Annotated in this window: 19 protein-coding genes; 12 read left to right on the top strand and 7 right to left on the bottom strand. The window is 45.3% G+C overall.

Going from position 1 to position 17964, the window contains the following annotated elements:
• Window positions 1-70: 70 nt before the first annotated feature.
• From KNP64_RS00640 to KNP64_RS00620, 5 genes are all read right to left on the bottom strand, one after another.
• Window positions 71-1744: an AMP-binding protein gene (locus KNP64_RS00640; protein WP_214791678.1), complete on the bottom strand. Its 1674-nt coding sequence runs from the start codon at window positions 1742-1744 to the stop codon at window positions 71-73.
• A 137-nt stretch (window positions 1745-1881) separates the two neighbouring features.
• On the bottom strand, window positions 1882-2349 hold the full coding sequence (locus tag KNP64_RS00635; protein ID WP_214791680.1) for a DUF4825 domain-containing protein: 468 nt from the start codon (window positions 2347-2349) through the stop codon (window positions 1882-1884).
• Window positions 2350-2362: 13 nt separating this feature from the next.
• Window positions 2363-3496: an ABC transporter permease subunit gene (locus KNP64_RS00630; protein WP_214791682.1), complete on the bottom strand. Its 1134-nt coding sequence runs from the start codon at window positions 3494-3496 to the stop codon at window positions 2363-2365.
• Window positions 3486-4367 carry an ABC transporter ATP-binding protein gene (locus KNP64_RS00625; protein ID WP_214791683.1) on the bottom strand — a complete coding sequence of 294 codons (882 nt, stop codon included), beginning with the start codon at window positions 4365-4367 and terminating at the stop codon, window positions 3486-3488. Before KNP64_RS00625 ends, KNP64_RS00630 begins: the two co-directional genes overlap by 11 nt.
• Complete coding sequence (locus tag KNP64_RS00620; RefSeq protein WP_021066814.1) at window positions 4342-4743, bottom strand: GntR family transcriptional regulator; 402 nt, start codon at window positions 4741-4743, stop codon at window positions 4342-4344. Before KNP64_RS00620 ends, KNP64_RS00625 begins: the two co-directional genes overlap by 26 nt.
• A gap of 179 nt (window positions 4744-4922) precedes the next feature.
• Between KNP64_RS00620 and KNP64_RS00615 the strand changes: the two genes are divergently transcribed.
• From KNP64_RS00615 to KNP64_RS00590, 6 genes are all read left to right on the top strand, one after another.
• Window positions 4923-5675: a hypothetical protein gene (locus KNP64_RS00615; protein WP_214791685.1), complete on the top strand. Its 753-nt coding sequence runs from the start codon at window positions 4923-4925 to the stop codon at window positions 5673-5675.
• Window positions 5676-5795: 120 nt separating this feature from the next.
• Entirely contained in the window at window positions 5796-6206 is a 411-nt protein-coding gene (locus KNP64_RS00610) for a MarR family winged helix-turn-helix transcriptional regulator (RefSeq protein ID WP_138859783.1), read from the top strand.
• 23 nt (window positions 6207-6229) lie between these two features.
• On the top strand, window positions 6230-6868 hold the full coding sequence (locus tag KNP64_RS00605; protein ID WP_021066809.1) for a nitroreductase family protein: 639 nt from the start codon (window positions 6230-6232) through the stop codon (window positions 6866-6868).
• Window positions 6869-6883: 15 nt separating this feature from the next.
• Window positions 6884-7177, top strand: coding sequence for a putative quinol monooxygenase (locus KNP64_RS00600; RefSeq protein ID WP_021066808.1), 294 nt, complete (start codon window positions 6884-6886; stop codon window positions 7175-7177).
• A gap of 1 nt (window position 7178) precedes the next feature.
• Window positions 7179-7535 carry a DUF1304 domain-containing protein gene (locus KNP64_RS00595; RefSeq protein WP_214763764.1) on the top strand — a complete coding sequence of 119 codons (357 nt, stop codon included), beginning with the start codon at window positions 7179-7181 and terminating at the stop codon, window positions 7533-7535.
• 77 nt (window positions 7536-7612) lie between these two features.
• Window positions 7613-7885, top strand: coding sequence for a CPCC family cysteine-rich protein (locus KNP64_RS00590; protein ID WP_214791687.1), 273 nt, complete (start codon window positions 7613-7615; stop codon window positions 7883-7885).
• 46 nt (window positions 7886-7931) lie between these two features.
• Here KNP64_RS00590 and KNP64_RS00585 read toward each other — a convergent pair whose 3' ends face one another.
• Together KNP64_RS00585 and KNP64_RS00580 are read right to left on the bottom strand one after the other, a co-directional pair.
• A complete protein-coding gene (locus KNP64_RS00585; protein ID WP_214763760.1) occupies window positions 7932-9470 on the bottom strand; it encodes a hypothetical protein in 1539 nt (512 codons plus the stop codon).
• Window positions 9471-9597: 127 nt separating this feature from the next.
• Window positions 9598-9846, bottom strand: coding sequence for a hypothetical protein (locus KNP64_RS00580; protein ID WP_251126260.1), 249 nt, complete (start codon window positions 9844-9846; stop codon window positions 9598-9600).
• Window positions 9847-9998: 152 nt separating this feature from the next.
• Between KNP64_RS00580 and dndD (KNP64_RS00575) the strand changes: the two genes are divergently transcribed.
• The 6 genes from dndD (KNP64_RS00575) (at window position 9999) to KNP64_RS00550 (ending at window position 17964) form a co-directional block, all read left to right on the top strand.
• Complete coding sequence (dndD, locus tag KNP64_RS00575; protein ID WP_214791691.1) at window positions 9999-12245, top strand: DNA sulfur modification protein DndD; 2247 nt, start codon at window positions 9999-10001, stop codon at window positions 12243-12245.
• Window positions 12246-12249: 4 nt separating this feature from the next.
• Complete coding sequence (locus tag KNP64_RS00570) at window positions 12250-12645, top strand: hypothetical protein (RefSeq protein WP_214791693.1); 396 nt, start codon at window positions 12250-12252, stop codon at window positions 12643-12645.
• Between the two features lie 156 nt (window positions 12646-12801).
• On the top strand, window positions 12802-13902 hold the full coding sequence (dndB, locus tag KNP64_RS00565) for a DNA sulfur modification protein DndB (protein ID WP_214763754.1): 1101 nt from the start codon (window positions 12802-12804) through the stop codon (window positions 13900-13902).
• A 28-nt stretch (window positions 13903-13930) separates the two neighbouring features.
• Entirely contained in the window at window positions 13931-15586 is a 1656-nt protein-coding gene (dndC, locus tag KNP64_RS00560; RefSeq protein ID WP_214791695.1) for a DNA phosphorothioation system sulfurtransferase DndC, read from the top strand.
• Complete coding sequence (dndD, locus tag KNP64_RS00555; protein WP_214791697.1) at window positions 15576-17600, top strand: DNA sulfur modification protein DndD; 2025 nt, start codon at window positions 15576-15578, stop codon at window positions 17598-17600. The genes dndC and dndD (KNP64_RS00555) overlap by 11 nt, the downstream gene beginning before the upstream one ends.
• Window positions 17584-17964: a DndE family protein gene (locus KNP64_RS00550; protein ID WP_214763750.1), complete on the top strand. Its 381-nt coding sequence runs from the start codon at window positions 17584-17586 to the stop codon at window positions 17962-17964. Before dndD (KNP64_RS00555) ends, KNP64_RS00550 begins: the two co-directional genes overlap by 17 nt.

Here is a 17964-nt window from a genome sequence, read left to right as displayed (position 1 = left end):
GCTCCTTACCGCTGCATAAAAATGAATGATGGTTCATTCATTTATTATTCTATCATGTGACACCGTTGTGTCAACTGCTTTGTTTTACTTGTTTCGCCTTCTCTTCGTCGACGAGGATGCGGCGCAAAATCTTACCGACGAACGTCTTCGGCAACTCTTCCCGGAACTCATATAACTTCGGCACTTTATACGCGGCAAGCTTCTCGCGGCAGTGCTTGTCAAGCTCTTCTTCCGTCACGCTGGCCCCGTCCCGCATCACGATGAACGCCTTGACTGTCTCGCCGCGATACGGATCCGGCACGCCGATACAGACCGCTTCCTTGACGGCCGGATGTTCGTAAAGCACTTCTTCGATTTCACGCGGATAGACGTTGAAGCCACCGGCGATAATCATATCTTTCTTCCGGTCGACGATATAGAAGAAGCCGTCCTCGCCCATATAGCCGAGGTCACCCGTCGCGAGCCAGCCGTCTTTCAAGACGGCCGCCGTGTCTTCCGGCTTCTGCCAATATCCTTTCATGACTTGCGGGCCATGAAGCATGACTTCACCGATCTCGCCGACATCCGCCGGCGTCTCCCCGTCTGCCTTTACAATTTTAGCAGATGTGTCCGACAACGGCACGCCGATCGAGCCGACGATCCGTTTATCCCATAGGAAGTTCGCGTGCGTGACCGGTGACGTCTCCGATAACCCGTACCCTTCGACGATGCGACCGCCCGTGATGCTCTCGAACTGCTCCTGCACTTCGACCGGGAGCGGCGCCGACCCGGAGATACACGCCTCGATTGACGACAGGTCATATTTCTTCGATTTCGGGTCGTTGAGGATGCCGACATACATCGTCGGTGCACCTGGGAAGAAGTGTGGCTTCTTCTTGTGGATCGTCTTCAAGACGTCGGTGACGTCAAAGCGCGGGACGAGGACGAGCTCATATCCGTTCGCCATCCCGAAGTTCAGACAGCATGTCATCCCGTAGACGTGGAAGAACGGGACGACGCTCAAGACACGCTTTAGGTCGCCTCGGCTATATCTATAGAAGAAGTTCGAGATTTGGTCGACGTTCGCCGTCAAGTTGAAGTGGGTCAGCATGACGCCTTTTGGCAACCCCGTTGTCCCGCCCGTATATTGCAAGACAGCGACATCCGCTTTCGGATCGATTGCGATCGGGGTGATCGGCCCGAAGTTCTTATAGTCTTTGAATGCGACCGAACCTGTCGTGTCGATGACGATGTTGTTCTCACGTTTCACTTTGATCGGGTACAGCTTGTTCTTCGGGAACGGAAGATAGTCGGCGATGCTCGTCGTGATGATCGTCTTAATGTCCGTCTTCTGTTTCACACGAAGCGATTTCGGATAGAGGAGGTCGAGCGTGATGAGGATGTTCGCACCTGAGTCGGTGATCAAATTCTCGAGCTCATGCTCGGTGTAGAGCGGGTTCGTCTGGACGACCGTTCCACCAGCGTACAAGACGGCGTAGAATGAAATGACGTATTGCGGACAGTTCGGGAGCATCAGGCTGACGCGGTCCCCTTTTTGCAGGCCTTTCGATTGGAGCATCGTCGCCAACCGTTTCGCCGCGTCATCGACCTCGGCGAACGTCAACTCTTTGCCGATGAAAGAGACGGCGGTCCGGTCCGGATAATCGGTAGCGGCCCGGGATAGCGCCTCATAGAGCGGCTTCACCTCGTAATCAATCGTTTCTGGCATGTCAGCTGGATAATCTTGCAACCACGGTTTGTTCATCGATTCTCCTCCTTGGAATGAATAGTCATTCAGTTAACTCTATTATAATGCCAAGAAAACGCTTTCATCTACCCTTTACCCGATAATTTTCAGAAAATATCGAAAAAACGTGCGCGGATGAAAGTTTCCGCACACGTTCAGATTCTCTTGAAATAGGCTTCCGTCTGTTCCTCATTGCTAATTTTCTCGTTTAAACGGTCCGTTAACTCTTTCTCCCACTTGATCGTCGAGAAGTCGATATCGAGCCACGCCTCCATCTCCGGACGTGAGAACGCGTACGTCCGGTTCGGGAAAGCGAAGCGGACAATTTCCGCATTTTTGACGAGCGTAAAATACGTTGCCGCGTTGCGGATGGCCAACCGCTCTTGCTCGATGCGCTCGATTTCCGGGTCGCTGTAGCGGACCGTCAAACCGTACGGCCGCTTCGACGTCTGTAGCTCAATCGACTTGTAACAGTCATGCATCGGTAACGTCTGCGCGATGCCCGAGACGGCGCTGTTGTCACCGACATATGAATCTTTATACTGGAAGGCGTTCGGTCGATGGGTATCCCCGCATCCCGCGAGCATGACGAGCAAGACGACGAGTAGACTGAGCCGTTTCATTAGAATCCTCCTTTTAAGATTTTAGTTTCAAGTTAAAGCGGTAAAGCAACCGTTTCGCGAGCAAGTGGGCGATGAAGCCGCCAATTAGGAAGCCGACGATGTATAGTGCAAAACCTGACTGCATCGAGAATGCTGAGAGAATGATTCCTCCTAACATGGCGAAACAGAGAACCATGATGATGTGGATCAGCCATAGCCAATTCGAGAACATAAAAAATCGTCCGTTGTTTTCTTGCGGTGCTCGGTTGAACATCCAAATGCCCAGCCCGAATGATAATGCGATGAAAGCTAGTGCGCTCCATGGCGCAATTGCTAAGAATTTCTGCCATTCAGCTTGGTTCGTAAAGTATTGATACATGTCTACGTTTGCCAAGTTCGAGAATGGCGATAAAACACGTAAGAACGTACTCTGGAATAAATCGTCGAAGAATGCATACCTAGAATCATACTGTTGCGAGAACGCATAGACGGATCCTTGTACGAGCGCAATCAAACCAATTGGGAAGATTAACGCAATGAACGTCCAAATTACTTGAGAAATCGATTCTCCTCCGAACGATCCCATCCATAGAGCAGCTGAGAAGAAAGAGATACCACTAAGCATCATAAGCACGACGAGCGCGATGACTCGATTCGTGCTTCCTTCCATCAAAAAAGCGTAGTCCGAGAAGCGAATCATCATTATCATGAGCGTCCCACCGAGCACAGACGACACAATAATCCCTACCGTCCCAATTAACCATTTCGATATGTAAAGCTGGTTCCTTGTGAACGGGAGAGACATCGTGAAATCGGACATTTGACTGTTCCGTTCTGCACCAATCAAGACGGATGCCATGAGAGCACCAAAAATAACGAATAAAAACAATACCCCACCCATAGGAATGAGCGATTGTAAGTCACCAATCCAATAGCCTGTTCCATTATTTTCGTTAAAAAAGTCTTGGACGGACAAATCAGACGAATCCCCATCGATCCAATCGGCATATTCACCTGGATTTTCTTGAATGTTACGAAGTTCCTGGTCAAAGTATTGCATCTGTGACCAAACTGGTACCGTGAAGGCAATCACTCCGAGAAAAACGAGCAACATCCATAAAATCGATACTTGTTTCCAATCTTTCTTTAATAAGATTTTAAAAGACACTTGCCTCACCTCCTAATTGGACCCGGAAAATGTCTTCGAGCGACATTGGGATTTCTTCGACGAGCATCGGATCATGCGCATCGACGAACGTATCGAGTTCTTTCGTCCGTTCTTTCGCCATGAACAAGGCGACCCGGCCTGTGACGTTGATGATTTCGATATCTTTCCGTTCAAGCAGTTCGACCGGTACTTGGTCGTTGAAGACGACTTGCAGTTTGACGCTCGTCTCACGCGCCTCCTCGAGCGACATGATTGCCTTAACGCGTCCTTTCTCGATCATGATGATGCGGTCGGCGATTCGTTCGAGCTCATGCAACTGATGGCTCGAGACGATAATCGAACAGTTGCGTGCCTCGACTTGGGCGATCATCAGCTTCAAGACGTCGGATTTGGCGACGACGTCGAGTCCGTCCGTCGGTTCATCGAGCAGATAATATTTCGCTTGGACGGCGAACGCGAGCGAGAGCGTCACCATCGCCTTCTGCCCTTTCGAGAGCTGGCGAATCTTCTTGTTGTCGATGTTATAGCGAGTGAGCGTCTCTCTGAAAATCGATCGGTTGAACGATGGATAAATCGATTCGTAGAGCGCAGCCGCTTCGTTAATCGTATAATGTTTGAGGGCGTCGGCCGAATCCGGGACAAAGATGACGTCACGCTCCAACTCTGCTTTCTCAAAGATGCTTGACGGTCCGTAGCGGACATCGCCTTGATCCGGCCGAATGATACCGACCATCGTCCGGAGCAATGTCGTCTTGCCGGCACCGTTCCGGCCGACGAGCGCGATGATTTCACCCGAGTCGACCGTGAATTCGATATCTTCTAACACTTGCTGGCGATCGATCTTCTTACTCAGTTGCTGTACTGTCAGCATGGTTCTCCCCTACTTTCTTATACTCTGTCTCAAATAGCGTCAGCGCTTCGGTGAGCTCAATGTTGGCATAATGGCAATCGATGGCGAGTTTCTTGATCGCTTCAAGGATCGGCGCGCGCGGCGAGTCTTGGTCAATCCAGTCCTCGGACACGAACGTCCCGCGTCCGCGATGCATCTCGAGCAAGCCGAGCCGTTCGAGTTCCTGATACGCCTTGCTGACCGTGTTTGGATTGATGACGAGGTCGGTCGCGAGTTCACGCACCGACATGACTTTATCCCCCGGACGTAAGATGCCACGGATGACGAGCGCTTTCGTCTGGTTGACGATTTGTTCATACAAAGGTTCCGCGCTTTTCATATCAATTTTATATAACATGGGTCACACCCTCTCTTGTGTACGTAGTATAAGTGTATTATATGTATTAGTACACGTAAATACAATAGTTCTTAAAGGGCACTTTCAGTTTACAGGCATTTGGGAATAAATTGAATACGACTTTGGACCGAGGTAGGACACTTCCATTTCAGGTACATTGGTAGAGAGGTGAATCAAAAATGAGAAAACGATGGTTAGTCGCAACCGCTGTCGCCGTGACCGCGCTTGGCACGACATGGTCGACTTACGCAAAACAAGACGAGGAAGAACGATACGCGACCTATATTGAAGATACATATGGAGAAGACGTCGAGGTCACGCTCAAGCGCGACTGGAAGATGGGCGGCTATGCGGCCGAATTCACCCTGACCGATCCGATACTCGAAGGTGACTATTGGGCTGAGACGTATCAGACTGATCAAACAATCCATGACAACGTGCTCGAACATGTCTGGCAGCAAGAAGCCGAAGACACGTTCAAGGAGCGTCTCGAGCAACTCGACTTGTTGACGGAGGCGGAAACGGTCCGCGCGAGTGTGCCGACCGGTGTGGATGAGGATGTTGCGACGACCGTACGCCCTACCCCGACGTCCGTCTTCGACGTCGAGTCAAAAGAGTTCTTGGACGTGTCGGTCATGTTCCATGAGAACTGGGCGAACACCGATGCACAGAAACAACGAATGCTCGACGTGATTCGCGCTTTGGAGGACGACGTCTATTCGGTCCACTTCTCATTCGACGGGACACCGTATGAGGATGACGACTTCACCGAGCGGTATTTGAACGTCGCCCGCGATTCCTTACCCGGAGAACCGGCGATGCATGAAATTCAGACAATCGAGGACTTGAATCGTCATGATCGACTATATGGCTTCGACAAGACGACGTTCATCCATGACTACCACTTCGATGGCACCAAATATGAAGAATGATCACCATTCGCACAAGCGGATGGTTTTTCGTGAGCATTCTCCTTTACAGCACGTCATGAATGTTTTACATTTGACGAGTCAACAATTGACTTATCAAATGAGAGGGGTGAGACACCACAGATGGAATTACGAGATATCAGCCGACTGCTGTACCAAATCAAACTGGCGGACCAACGCGTCGCGACCTCGTTCGAGAAAGAGACGGGCTTCAGCCTGACCCGCTACGAAATGCTCATGATTGTGCATGACAAGGGCGTCTGTTCGCAAAGCGAGATTCAGCAGGCGATGAAAATCGACAATGCGGCCATCACCCGCCATTTGAAGATTCTTGAAGAAAAAGGCTACGTCCGCCGGGAACGGAACACCGCGAACCATCGTGAAGTGTTCGTCCATTTGACCGACGAAGCCAAACATGACTTGACGAGCTGTGAACAAGACCACGACCGCGGCAAGCATTTGATTACGAGAGTGCTGTCCGAGTCAGAAATCAATCAGCTGTCGAGTCTGCTGCAAAAGCTTAACCAACTATAACAAGAGAGAAAGAGGTAATATCCATGGCAACTACATTCGAAAACAACACATTCACTGACGTGATGCTCGGTCGCAAATCGATCCGCGTCTACGACGAGAACGTCAAAATCTCACAACTTGAAATGCTTCAAATGATCGAGGAAGCGACAACAGCCCCGTCTTCAGTCAACATGCAACCGTGGCGCTTCGTCGTCGTCGAGAGCCCAGAGGCGAAAGAGACGCTCAAGCCGCTCATCCGCTTCAACGTCCGTCAAAACGACACGTCGGCTGCGATGGTCCTCATCTTCGGCGACATGGAATGCTACGAACTTGGTGAAGAGATTTATGACCAAGCTGTCGCGGAAGGCAAAATGCCGCAAGAAGTACGCGACCAACAGCTCGGTGCCATCCTCCCATACTACAAGAACTTGTCGAAACAAGAGATGAACGACATCGTCAAAATCGACTCGAGTCTCGCAGCGATGCAATTCATGCTCGTCGCCCGTGCCCACGGTTACGACACGAACCCAATCGGCGGTTTCGAGAAAGACCAACTCGCGGAAGCGTTCGGTTTAGATAAAGACCGTTACGTGCCGGTCATGATCCTCTCGGTCGGTAAAGCTGCAGAAGAAGGCTACCAATCGGTCCGTCTCGACGCTGAAAAAATCACATCATTCAAATAATCGGAGGACACCCACATGATCTTAATCAATGCCATTTTCGACGTGAAAGAAACAGAGTTTGACAACTTCTTGGCCGACATCAACAAGCTTATCGACTCGTCGAAACAAGAAGCCGGTTGCTTGAGCTATGAACTGTTCCAATCGACGACTTCGGAGAACCGCTTCGTCATGATTGAGAACTGGGCCGACCAAGCGGCCGTCGAACAACACAACCAAAACCCGGACCTCATCGCGTTCGCCCAAAACGTAGGCAACTACGTGACGGCGAAACCAGTGCTCCATGTGACGGAAGTCGCGACGGCCAACTAACGTGTCCGGGCTCACCCTCGTCCTCGGAACACTCGTCGCCATCGAGTTCTTCTACATTATGTATTTAGAGACGTTTGCCACGCGTTCGAGAACGACGGCCCGTGTCTTCAACATGACGGAACAAGAGCTCGCGCGAGATTCTGTGTCGGTGCTGTTCAAGAACCAAGGCGTCTATAATGGGTTGATCGGCGTCGGCTTGCTGTACGGTCTGTTCGTCAGCCAGTCGATTGAGATCGTCACGATGCTTCTCATCTATATCGTGCTCGTCGCGTTGTACGGCAGTATCACGAGCAACAAAAAGATTATCCTCACGCAAGGCGGATTGGCGATTTTGACGCTGTTGTCCATGTTGTTGTGAGCTTGAAGCGGTCGACCTCGTGTCGACCGTTTTTTTGTACGCGGCGTGCGGTATACTGAAAAGTGAGGTGATATTCGATGACATACACATGTCCTTGTTGCGGCTATCAAACACTTAACGAAGAACCACCCGGCACGTATGACATTTGCGGCATCTGTTTCTGGGAAGACGACGGTGTTCAGTTCAGCGATCCAGATTATGAGGGTGGTGCCAATACGGTGTCGCTCCGACAAGCGCAACAGAACTACATTCATTTTGGCGCATGCGATCGAGGTTCGCTCAAATTTGTCCGGACTCCGAACGGGCACGACGTCAAAGACCCAAAGTGGCGGCCGTTCGCAGAAAAATAAGCACAAAAAAAACCGCTTCTACGCATTGGTAGAAGCGGCTGTTTGATTATACGCCGAGAACTGCGAACGAGACTCCAACGACACCGATTAGCGCCATCGCGTAAACTGGTACGCGCGGCATTTCACCGTTGTTATCGAGCGCCTTCCCGAACATGTAGAACACGAGCGGGTGGACGAGGAACGGCATCGAGAAGATGAGCGGGATAAGAAGCGACGCTTCCGTCCCGAACATGCCACCTTGGACGGCTGCGAAGAGACCGAAGTGCGAGATGGCTGACGATTGAGCCATCGTCGTGTAGTCGAACGCGATCGTGCTGAACGTAAGAAGGACGAGTCCACCGAAGACCGCCATCATCTGCCAACCGAACGAGAACTGCATGAGCGCCTTCACTTCTTTGAAGTCTTCGCCGTTGGCACCGCGCAAGTTTTTGAGCGAGAGCGCCGTCAACGTGAGACCGACCAAGACGATGATCGCCGTCGGCCAAATCCAGAGCGCCCCATTGTCGGCACTGACTGCCAAAATCGAGAACACGAAGATGTGACCGAAGAACGGGATGTTGATCATGATTGGGGCACGTTTCGCGGCCACTTGACCGAAGTCACCGGCCGTACATGCGCCTGTGAGACCACTGTGCGAGAGCGAGCCGGCCATACCTGGTGCGAGGTTGCGGATGTGTCCTGTGCGGGCGAACCACATGAGGAGCGCAATCCCACCGAACATCCAGAACAACTGACCGAAGAAACCGTACACGAGAATCGAGTTCATGCCTTCGATGGCGAACGCATCACCGATTCGCGAGCCACCGACCATGAAGTTGGCGGCCAAGACGACCGGGATTCCGGCGAACAGAAGCGCACGGACGGTCGGTCCATACGTCCAGTTGTGGAAGATGGCACCGAGTGCTGACGAAAGCAACATGGCGAAGAAGATTTGCGGCAGCGCGATAATCGGTTGAACCGCCACGGCGATGCCGTACGACACGAACAAGATGACGAGCATCAAGACTGTCTCGATGACGCCTTTACGCATGTATACATTCTTATCGTCGATTTGCGCCTTGTGGTCGATCAACAGGAACGATGCCGCGAGACCGATCAACGCGAGGATTGGGTAGTAGAGCATGATGCCCTCTGCCGCGCCCGGTTGAATCATCATGCGGAAGAACCCTTCGAGACCGACGAGCAAGAAGAATGAACGGAGGATGAAGATGAACTGTGTCCGTCCTGTTCCGAGGAACATCTCTTCTTTCGATGGCACGACGATGTCTTTCATGTCGAGCTCTTGCTTGCTTAAAATCTTGCGAAGTTCTTGTCCACCGACGAAGAACGATACGACGAGCGCGATGATCGTCGTCCGTGACATGAAGTCGACGAGCGGGAACTCAGGGAGACCCGGTGTCGCGATGCCCATCTCGACCATGGCGAAGCCAAGTCCGAGACCGAAGATGACGATGACGAGGATTGGTGAGAACCGTGAACCGGCCACGACCATCCGCGATAAAATGACCATTGGGATGACGAAGGCCATGAGCAACCAGAATTGGTTGAGTAATTGTACTTGCGATAATTGCTGAACGATTTCCATGGATAAACCCCTTATACATTTTTTTCACACTGTTTCGAAGTTTACAGGATTGAACATTCTGTGACAAGGGGGTGTGATGTTTTGTAAACATTGAAAGCGGAACCAACTGAAATGGTTCCGCTTTCGGTTAGTTATTCGGTTGGCGAAGGCCCCAGATGCCCTTATTTCCTGTGGAATAAAACAAGTCTTCTTTCCCCGCGAAGCTGGCCGAATCACTTGAATGGGCCCGAATCTGTTTATTGACGTGAGCCTTCCAATCTTTATACCGATCGAGCTCGAGTTGATAGTATGACCGCTCGATATATGCGTTGATTTCTTTCAATGAAGCCGTCCCGCCATGATGCTGGAGGGCGAATTGGATTTTGCGAAGTAACATTCTTTTCAATGTAATCTCTCCTTACTATGTATGTAGTCATTACATGGTTTATTTATCCAAACCCTTTCTAAAAAAGTTACAGGTTTTTAGGTTATTTTCCTTTATAATAACAATATAGTCCCAACATACTATTTTCTAGAAAGGATTTTACTATGAACCACAAGTTTTATGAGAATGAGCAAGAAATTCTAAAAGAAGTCTCTGCTCAACATGACCTATCTCCTAACCTACTTCAAAACGTTCTCACTACTTCAAAGGCCAATTATTACGGTGAAGCAACATCCCCTACCAAACGCCAAAAAGAATTAGAAGAAGAACTAAAATACCTAATAAAAAAAGGGAATTCGTTAACCCACCCTACTTCATCTGGAAAAAGGTCAGGGTTAAAGCTAGTACGTATTCAATTAAATAATTACAAAACATACTTAAATTCACAAACAATTAATTTCGATACACATTCTGAGGATAAAAACATCATTCTCATCGGTGGCTTGAATGGTGCCGGGAAGACCACGATTTTAAAGGCCGTAAGATACCTACTCTACGGAAAACGAGGAATGACTGATTCTGAATTCCAACAACAGTTCACGAACACCATTAATAATTCGTTCTTTGAACAAGGTGGACGTGAAGCCAGTGCGTCTCTAGTGTTTGAACCCGGAGATGGTCACCACTACGAAATTAAAGTCGTGTGGCAATACAATAGTAAGAAACAAGTTGTAAATGAAAATAAAACATTTAGCAAGCGCACCATTGGCGCGGCTCGCCCTAAACGGAACGAACAAATCGGTCCACACAATGTTGACGACTTCAACCGAACAATCGATAAATTGATTCCATTTGAAGCTTCGCAATTCTTAATCTTTGATGGTGAAGAGATTCGACGGATTATTTCGTCACGTAATTCAGCAGACTTTAAAGCAACAATCCGACGAATGAATGGGATGTCATACTTTAACGAACTTAAAGGTGATTTGGACAAAATCTATTCACGAAAAGTCAATGAGTTGGCCACTGCTCAAAAAAGCACCGAGCTATTAAAATTCAACAAAAAAATCTCTGAATTAAAAGACCAATTAAGTGAACTGACGGAAAAAAGAATCAAAGCTGAAGGACGTGTTTCAACATATAACAAGCAACTTGATCAATTCAAGAAGCTTCGTAATGAGAAACAAATGCAAAACAACGAATCACGAGAGAAGTTTATCTCAACGATGAGTTCGTTAACAGCTCAGCATGCGCAAATCATGGATCAAATCTCAAAACTGTTTAGCGAGCAAGGAATTCCGTCCTTTGCTCCTAAAAAAATTGATGCTTTAAAGAAACGGTTAAATGTAGAACAACAATATGTTTCTGACCAGCAAAGAGTTGAACAAATCTTGACCCCTTATCATCAATTTATGTCAAAACTTCTCTCAGAACCAATCAATCCGCCTTTGACTGAAGACCAATTACATCAAGTTGAAGAAATCGGAAAAACAATTTGGTTATCAAAGGAGAACTATAAGGCTACGACAGGAGTAGAGAATCAACAGACTTGGCATGACATTTCACCGAATGATCGCAGATTTATCATGGGTGTTAATGCTTCTTCTGTTAAGCAACAAATTGTTGAGCTGATTAAGAAGGCAAACAACATTAAGCACTCTATTGATTCATTACAACAAAAAATTGATTTAGCCCCTTCGGCAATCAGTGTTGAAGAAGAAGATAAAAAAATTCAAGAAATTACCGAAGTGCTTGGAAAAACGAAGAGCATTCATATGAATATCAAGAAGAAAGAACAAGAGTGCGTCCAAGAGATTCGTTCGTTGGAAGCCAAGTTAAAAGGAACTAAATCTACAGCTTCAAATGCTGTTGAGTTGGCAGATGACGTTCAGATCTACGGTAAAATCAAAGAAGCCATCGATAAATACTCAGAAAAAGTTTTAGGCTGGAAAATTGATTTGATCAGTCGCGAATTCGATAAAATGCTCAATAGACTCATGCGAAAGCAAGATGAGTTTGGTCGTGCTTTCGTCGATCGTCATAAGATGATGATTCGAATCGAGAATGAGCGCGGTGCTGAAATTTCCGTTGAGGAACGTTCCGCCGGCGAGATGCAAATCATTTCTTCTGCATTTATTTGGGGAATGATTAAAGCAGCCGATTTGGACTTACCGATGATCATCGACACCCCGCTCGGCCGTTTGGACAGCTATCACCGTAAAAACTTAGTTGAACATTTTTATAAGCACCTTAGTAAGCAGGTCGTTATTCTTTCGACAGATACCGAGATTACACCTGAGTATGTGGAGCTGATGAAAGAATACACGTCTAAGCAAATCATGTTGGACTATAACCAAAAAGAGAAATATACACTGATTCGTGAAGGTTACTTCGAACTAGTGAAAGGATAAGATTATGGACTCAAAAGGAATTAAGCTATCAAAAGTAAGTAAAGACAGAATCGACAACATCATTAGTCATTTGGAGCACTATGTACCGAAAGATCCGAGACCATTTATAGTTAAGCTTAGTTTGATGCATGGAATCGAAAACTACTCTGTCACATCCGACCTCCCTTCTGAACTAAGTTCTGGAGCATGGGACATGGGTTCGATCATTAACGGCAATGACTACCTGCTCGCAAAACACCTCATCATTAATGAACTCCAAAAAGAGATTGAGGACGAAAAAATAATCCGAGATTATATGAAGAAGTTCATTGAATTGGGGGTAGCACATATTGCTTCTTTACTTGAATCAGACGATGCCATTTTTGAAGAAGAGTTTTTAATTAAACTATTGACTGCATGATCTCAGCGAATTATCGCTGAGATTTTTCTTACTATAAATTCTAATTTAATTGAGCTTTCCGCTATTTTTGAAAAGAATCATATGATAAACTTTACCTAATAAAACATTGTACTTTCTTTAAATTACGTACGTAATTTATTTTAAAGGAGATTGGCTATGGATCCTAATTTCAGTTATAACTTCCCTGCTTTACGAGGCCATCAAGCCGAAAAAGAATACTTCGTCGTAATGTGCCCCTTAAAATTGATTCCAAAAATCTTTTTATTTGATGAGGAAGAAGTTCCTCCACAATACCGTTCGCAACGTATATTGAATAAATCTCGAGTTCCTGAAATTACAAATTATATTGTAGATCAATCAAAGGATTATGTCTTTTCTTCTTTGACTGCATCTATTGATGGTGAGATTCAATTTACTCCCTTTTCAGATGAGCCAAATTTTAAAGATTTAGGAAAACTCTCTATCGCGCTAGATTCACGCTTTTTAATCAATGACGGTCAACATCGACGAGCCGCCATTGAAGAAGCTTTGAAGATTATGCCTGAGTTAGGTAATGAAACGATTTCGGTCGTCTTTTTCCATGATGAAGGATTAGAACGTTCTCAACAGATTTTCTCGGATTTGAACCGTCATGCCGTGAACACTACGTCTTCGATTGGAATTTTATATGATCACCGGGACCAATTGTCACTTTTGACAAAGGAACTTGTCGAAGAAATCCCGCTTTTAAAACGCTATACAGAAATGGAAAAGACTTCGCTGTCTAAAAATTCACCAAAACTATTGGCATTGAATCATATTTACAATGCGAATAAGCGCTTAATCAACAAGAAAAAAGGTGCGCTTTTAACTGAAGAAGACGCATTGAACATTAAAACGTTTTGGATGACTCTATGCAATAGTATTCATGAATGGGAGCAGGTGTTTAATAAAGAAATCTCTCCCCGTGATCTCCGTATGATTTCAATTGCCGGTCAAGGTCTATTCATCGAGGCTGCAGCAGAAGTAGCTCGTGCATTGATCGAACAGAAACCTGATACATGGACTGCATATCTTTCAAAATTCAAAGACATCGATTGGAGTCGATCGAATGAGAAGGATTGGAAAGGTCGTGCTTTTAATGAGAATGGAAGAATATTAAAGAATAACTATACGATTCGTTTAACTGCCATTCGCATCAAATCTTTACTTGGCATCGAACTTACTAAAGAAGAGAAAGACTTCGACCAACAAAAATCCAGCATGAACGTTATATAACTGTTTTGGCACGAGAGGATGATGATTTATGACACAAGGTATTATTAGTAATTTATTTACTCAGCATGAAGGAGACACGGTCTCTAGACGCTCTATCGATTTGATTAAACGAGTCTATTTAAATGACTCACGTCCCTGGGTAGTCGGATTCAGCGGCGGAAAAGACTCAACACTGACGACACAACTTATTTTTGAAGCGCTATTGGAGCTTTCACCAGAACAACTCCACAAAAAAGTATTTATCATTTCATCTGATACATTGGTCGAGAACCCGCTCGTCGTCTCGATGATTAATGGATCACTCCATCGGATGCAGGAAGCCGCGTTAAAATATAATCTCCCGATTGAAACTCAGAAGGTCAAACCGCTTACGGAAAAGACCTTTTGGACGAATATTATCGGCCGTGGGTACCCTACCCCTAACCAGACATTTAGATGGTGTACCGATCGATTAAAAATCGATCCAGCCAACCGTTTTATTAAAGATAAAGTTTCGAAGTATGGTGAAATCATCATGGTACTTGGTGTCCGCTCATCTGAGAGTACGAGCCGTGGTCAATCAATTAAAGATCATGAAATTTCTGGTAGCGAACTGATGCGACATACCTCATTGGCCAATGCGTATGTATTTGCTCCAATCAAAGAGTTCGTTTTAGACGATGTATGGAGCTATCTGCTTCAAAATCCTGCTCCTTGGGGCGAAGATCATCACAAACTTCAGAAGATGTATATGGACTCAAGTAGCGAATGTCCTTTAGTCGTAGACCAGAATATTAAGGAAAGCGCCGGTTCATGTGGGAATAGTCGCTTTGGCTGTTGGACATGTACCGTCGTCAACCAAGACAAATCGCTGACTGGTTTCATTCAAACTGGTGAACATGACTGGTTGAAGCCTTTATTGAAATTCCGTAATAAGATGGTACTTATTCGAGACGACCGTTCGAAACGGATGCATAAGCGGATGAATGGTGCCTTCTACTTGCTAGAAGTTCCACACGAAATTAAAGAAGATGGTATCTATATCGCTCAAAAGAAAAAAGGTGGTCGTGCAGCCACTTCTCATAAAGTTGTAGATCGTATTGAGGACTTAACAGACGAGAGCGTTCTTGCAGTTCCAAAACGTCAATTAAGTCAGTTCATCGCGACACATAATATTGATTTGAGTAAACCAGAGGAATTCAATATTCAATTTGTCGTTCTTGAAACGAATGACGACGGGCAAGCTGTTTACTCACATCTTGGACTCGGACCGTTCACGTTAGCTACTCGAATTGAACTGATGCGTGATTTGCTCATCCTACAACGTGACTTAAAAGTTCCAAACTCGGTGGAGTATAAGTTGATTCAAAACGATGAACTACGTGCAATTCGTCGTCTATGGCTCCGTGAGGGGGATTGGAAAGACACGTTACCTGGACTATATCGTGAAGTATTCGGTGTCGATTTGGATTGGGAACAAGACGATCGCCAAATCTTGACGAGTGATCAAGCAAGTGACTTAGAGCTACTCTCTCAAAAGCATGGTCTTGATTTCAACATGGTTCAAAAATTATTTACGACGGCAAATGATTTTCTAGGCGTAAAAGTAAAGCGTGGATTCAATAAAGATGTTGCTGCATTATTGAGCCAAGATTATTTGAATCTGTATAAAGAGCAAGGAGATTTAAAGAACTATGAAGATTGAATCGATTGTCCTGAAAAACATTGGAGCCTATAAGAACCAAACGTTTGATTTTACGAATCAAAATTCTAATAAAAATGTTGTTTTAATCGGAGGGAAGAATGGCGCGGGTAAAACGACATTTTTGAATGCTCTCCGCACAGGTTTATACGGGAGTCAGGCGTTTGGAATCAAAGCGCCAACCCCCTCTTACTTCCGTGAGATTGAAAAGTTAATCAACAGCGAAATTCGAGACCAACGTGAATGGTATAACGTGAAAAAAGTGATTTCAAAGATTCAAATCACGTTCACTACGACTACGAACCAAACAATGTCTCGCTATCTGTTTGAACGGTCTTGGGGAATCGACGCAAAAAATATCAAAGAATATTTTAATATCTATCGGGACGGGAGTACCCTACCGTTAGCAGAAAAAGATCAAAGCCAAGTCTATTCATTATTCTTGGAACGAACCCCATTATATCTCTTCAATGTTTCTTTATTTGATGGGGAGACAATTAACCAAATCATCAACGAAGGAAAACTTTCGGAATACCTTGATGACTTAATGAAAAGTGCCTTCAAGTTGGAAATTCCTGATTTATTAACTGAGACCATTGAAACGCTTGTTCGCGATGAAGCGAAAACGAAACTGAGTAAAGAAAAATCAAAACGTTTGGATGAAATCAAGGGTGACTTGATTGAGGCCGAACAAAAGCTTCAAAAAAATCAGATTGAAAAATCACAAGCTCTTCAGAAAATTGAAATCAGTGAAGCTGAAGTCGCCTCTTTCTCTGAATCACTAAAATCCCATGATGTGATTAGTAAAGAAGAAGAAGCGAAATTAAAAGATGACATTAGAAGACTCGAACATGAGCGTCAATCGTTGAAGCAATCGACTTCAAACTTCTTTAGTGAATATTATGCCTTTACGATTAATCACGACTTACTTAAGCAAGCTGCTGATCAAGTGGAGTCAGAATTATTAGTGCGAAGTGTGGAGGACTTAGAAAAGGTCTTCTCCGATGAGTTCTATAAAAATGTCTCACGCAACTTAGGCGGTACGGTTCAACATGATTTGTTAAAGAATGAATTCAATGCTGCTTTAAAAATGGCGGTTCCATCTACTGAAATCATTCACGATGCTTCATTCAGCTCGAAAGCAAAAGTAGAAAATATGCTCTCGCTTGTTGATGCTCATTCATCTGAAAATTTATTGTCAAACCTCAACCGAGATGATGAAATCATCGACGAATTGAAAACGTTGCGAAGAAAACTGATCATTCGAGAAGAGAATCATATCGATTTCGAGAAGCAGTTTGAAGAGCTAAATCGATTAAAAGTAAATCACCTTCACTTAAAAGAACGTTTTGAACACATCGTTCAAACTGAAGATGAACTTCATGCTCAATACTCAAATTTAGTAGAAGAAAATGCCCTGCTCAAGCAAGAAATTGAGAAAATCACTTCAAAATCGAGCCTTCTTTCGCAGAACGCAAATCTTACATTAGCTTTACTCGAAGACTTTAGACTACAACAACGCTACAAAGTCATTCGCAATGTTGAAGAAAATGCTTTACGGATGTTAAAAACATTGATGCGCAAAGAAGATTACATTGAGAAGCTATCGATTATGCCTGAAGATTTCTCTTTGACTTTATTATCCAAAGATCAATCTCGAATCTCTGTGGCCACTTTGTCTTCTGGTGAGAAACAGATTTTATTGCTTTCATTGATTTGGGCAATCTTTAAAGTTTCTGAAAACCAGATGCCATTTATTTTCGATACGTTGTTAGGTCGCCTGGACCGAGACCATCGTTATAATATTCTTCGCAACTTGCTGCCTAACTTCGGTGAACAGGTCTTAGTGCTATCTACTGACTCAGAAATCAGTAAAGATTACTATGACGTACTAAAACCGTCTATTTCTAGAGAGTATAGTCTCCAATTTGATAACGAGCTTTTAGAAACACAAGTCATTCCATCGTATTTTGAATTTGAAAACGCGCAGGTGAAAACTAATGAATTACCGTCTTAAACTAACTGAGCAAACTCATCTCTATTTTAAAGAGATTTCAAACTCGACTCATATCACGCCAAATATACTGGCTCGTTTTGCCGTGGGTATTTCACTAAAGAACAAACAAACTCCAACCAGCATTAAGGGCCAAACGATTTCAAATTTCGAAATCAATCGTGCGACGTTAACTGGTGAGCATGATGAGATGTTCAAAATGATGATTCTCCAACATGCAAATATGCACATTGAGGAAGAGCATTACTTTCCTGACTATTTCAATGCGCACATTACTAGAGGCGCTGAAGAACTTTATCAAATGTTTCAGTTCTCAAGAAGTACGAATCAATTCTTAAGAGAGTTATTGGCTCTACAGGAGGGGTAA

Origin of the sequence: Exiguobacterium sp. s64 (assembly GCF_018618035.1) — a bacterium.
Classification (GTDB): domain Bacteria; phylum Bacillota; class Bacilli; order Exiguobacteriales; family Exiguobacteriaceae; genus Exiguobacterium; species Exiguobacterium mexicanum_A.
The sequence above is the reverse complement of the archived record's forward strand: the minus strand, read 5'-3'. Positions and strand labels throughout refer to the sequence as shown.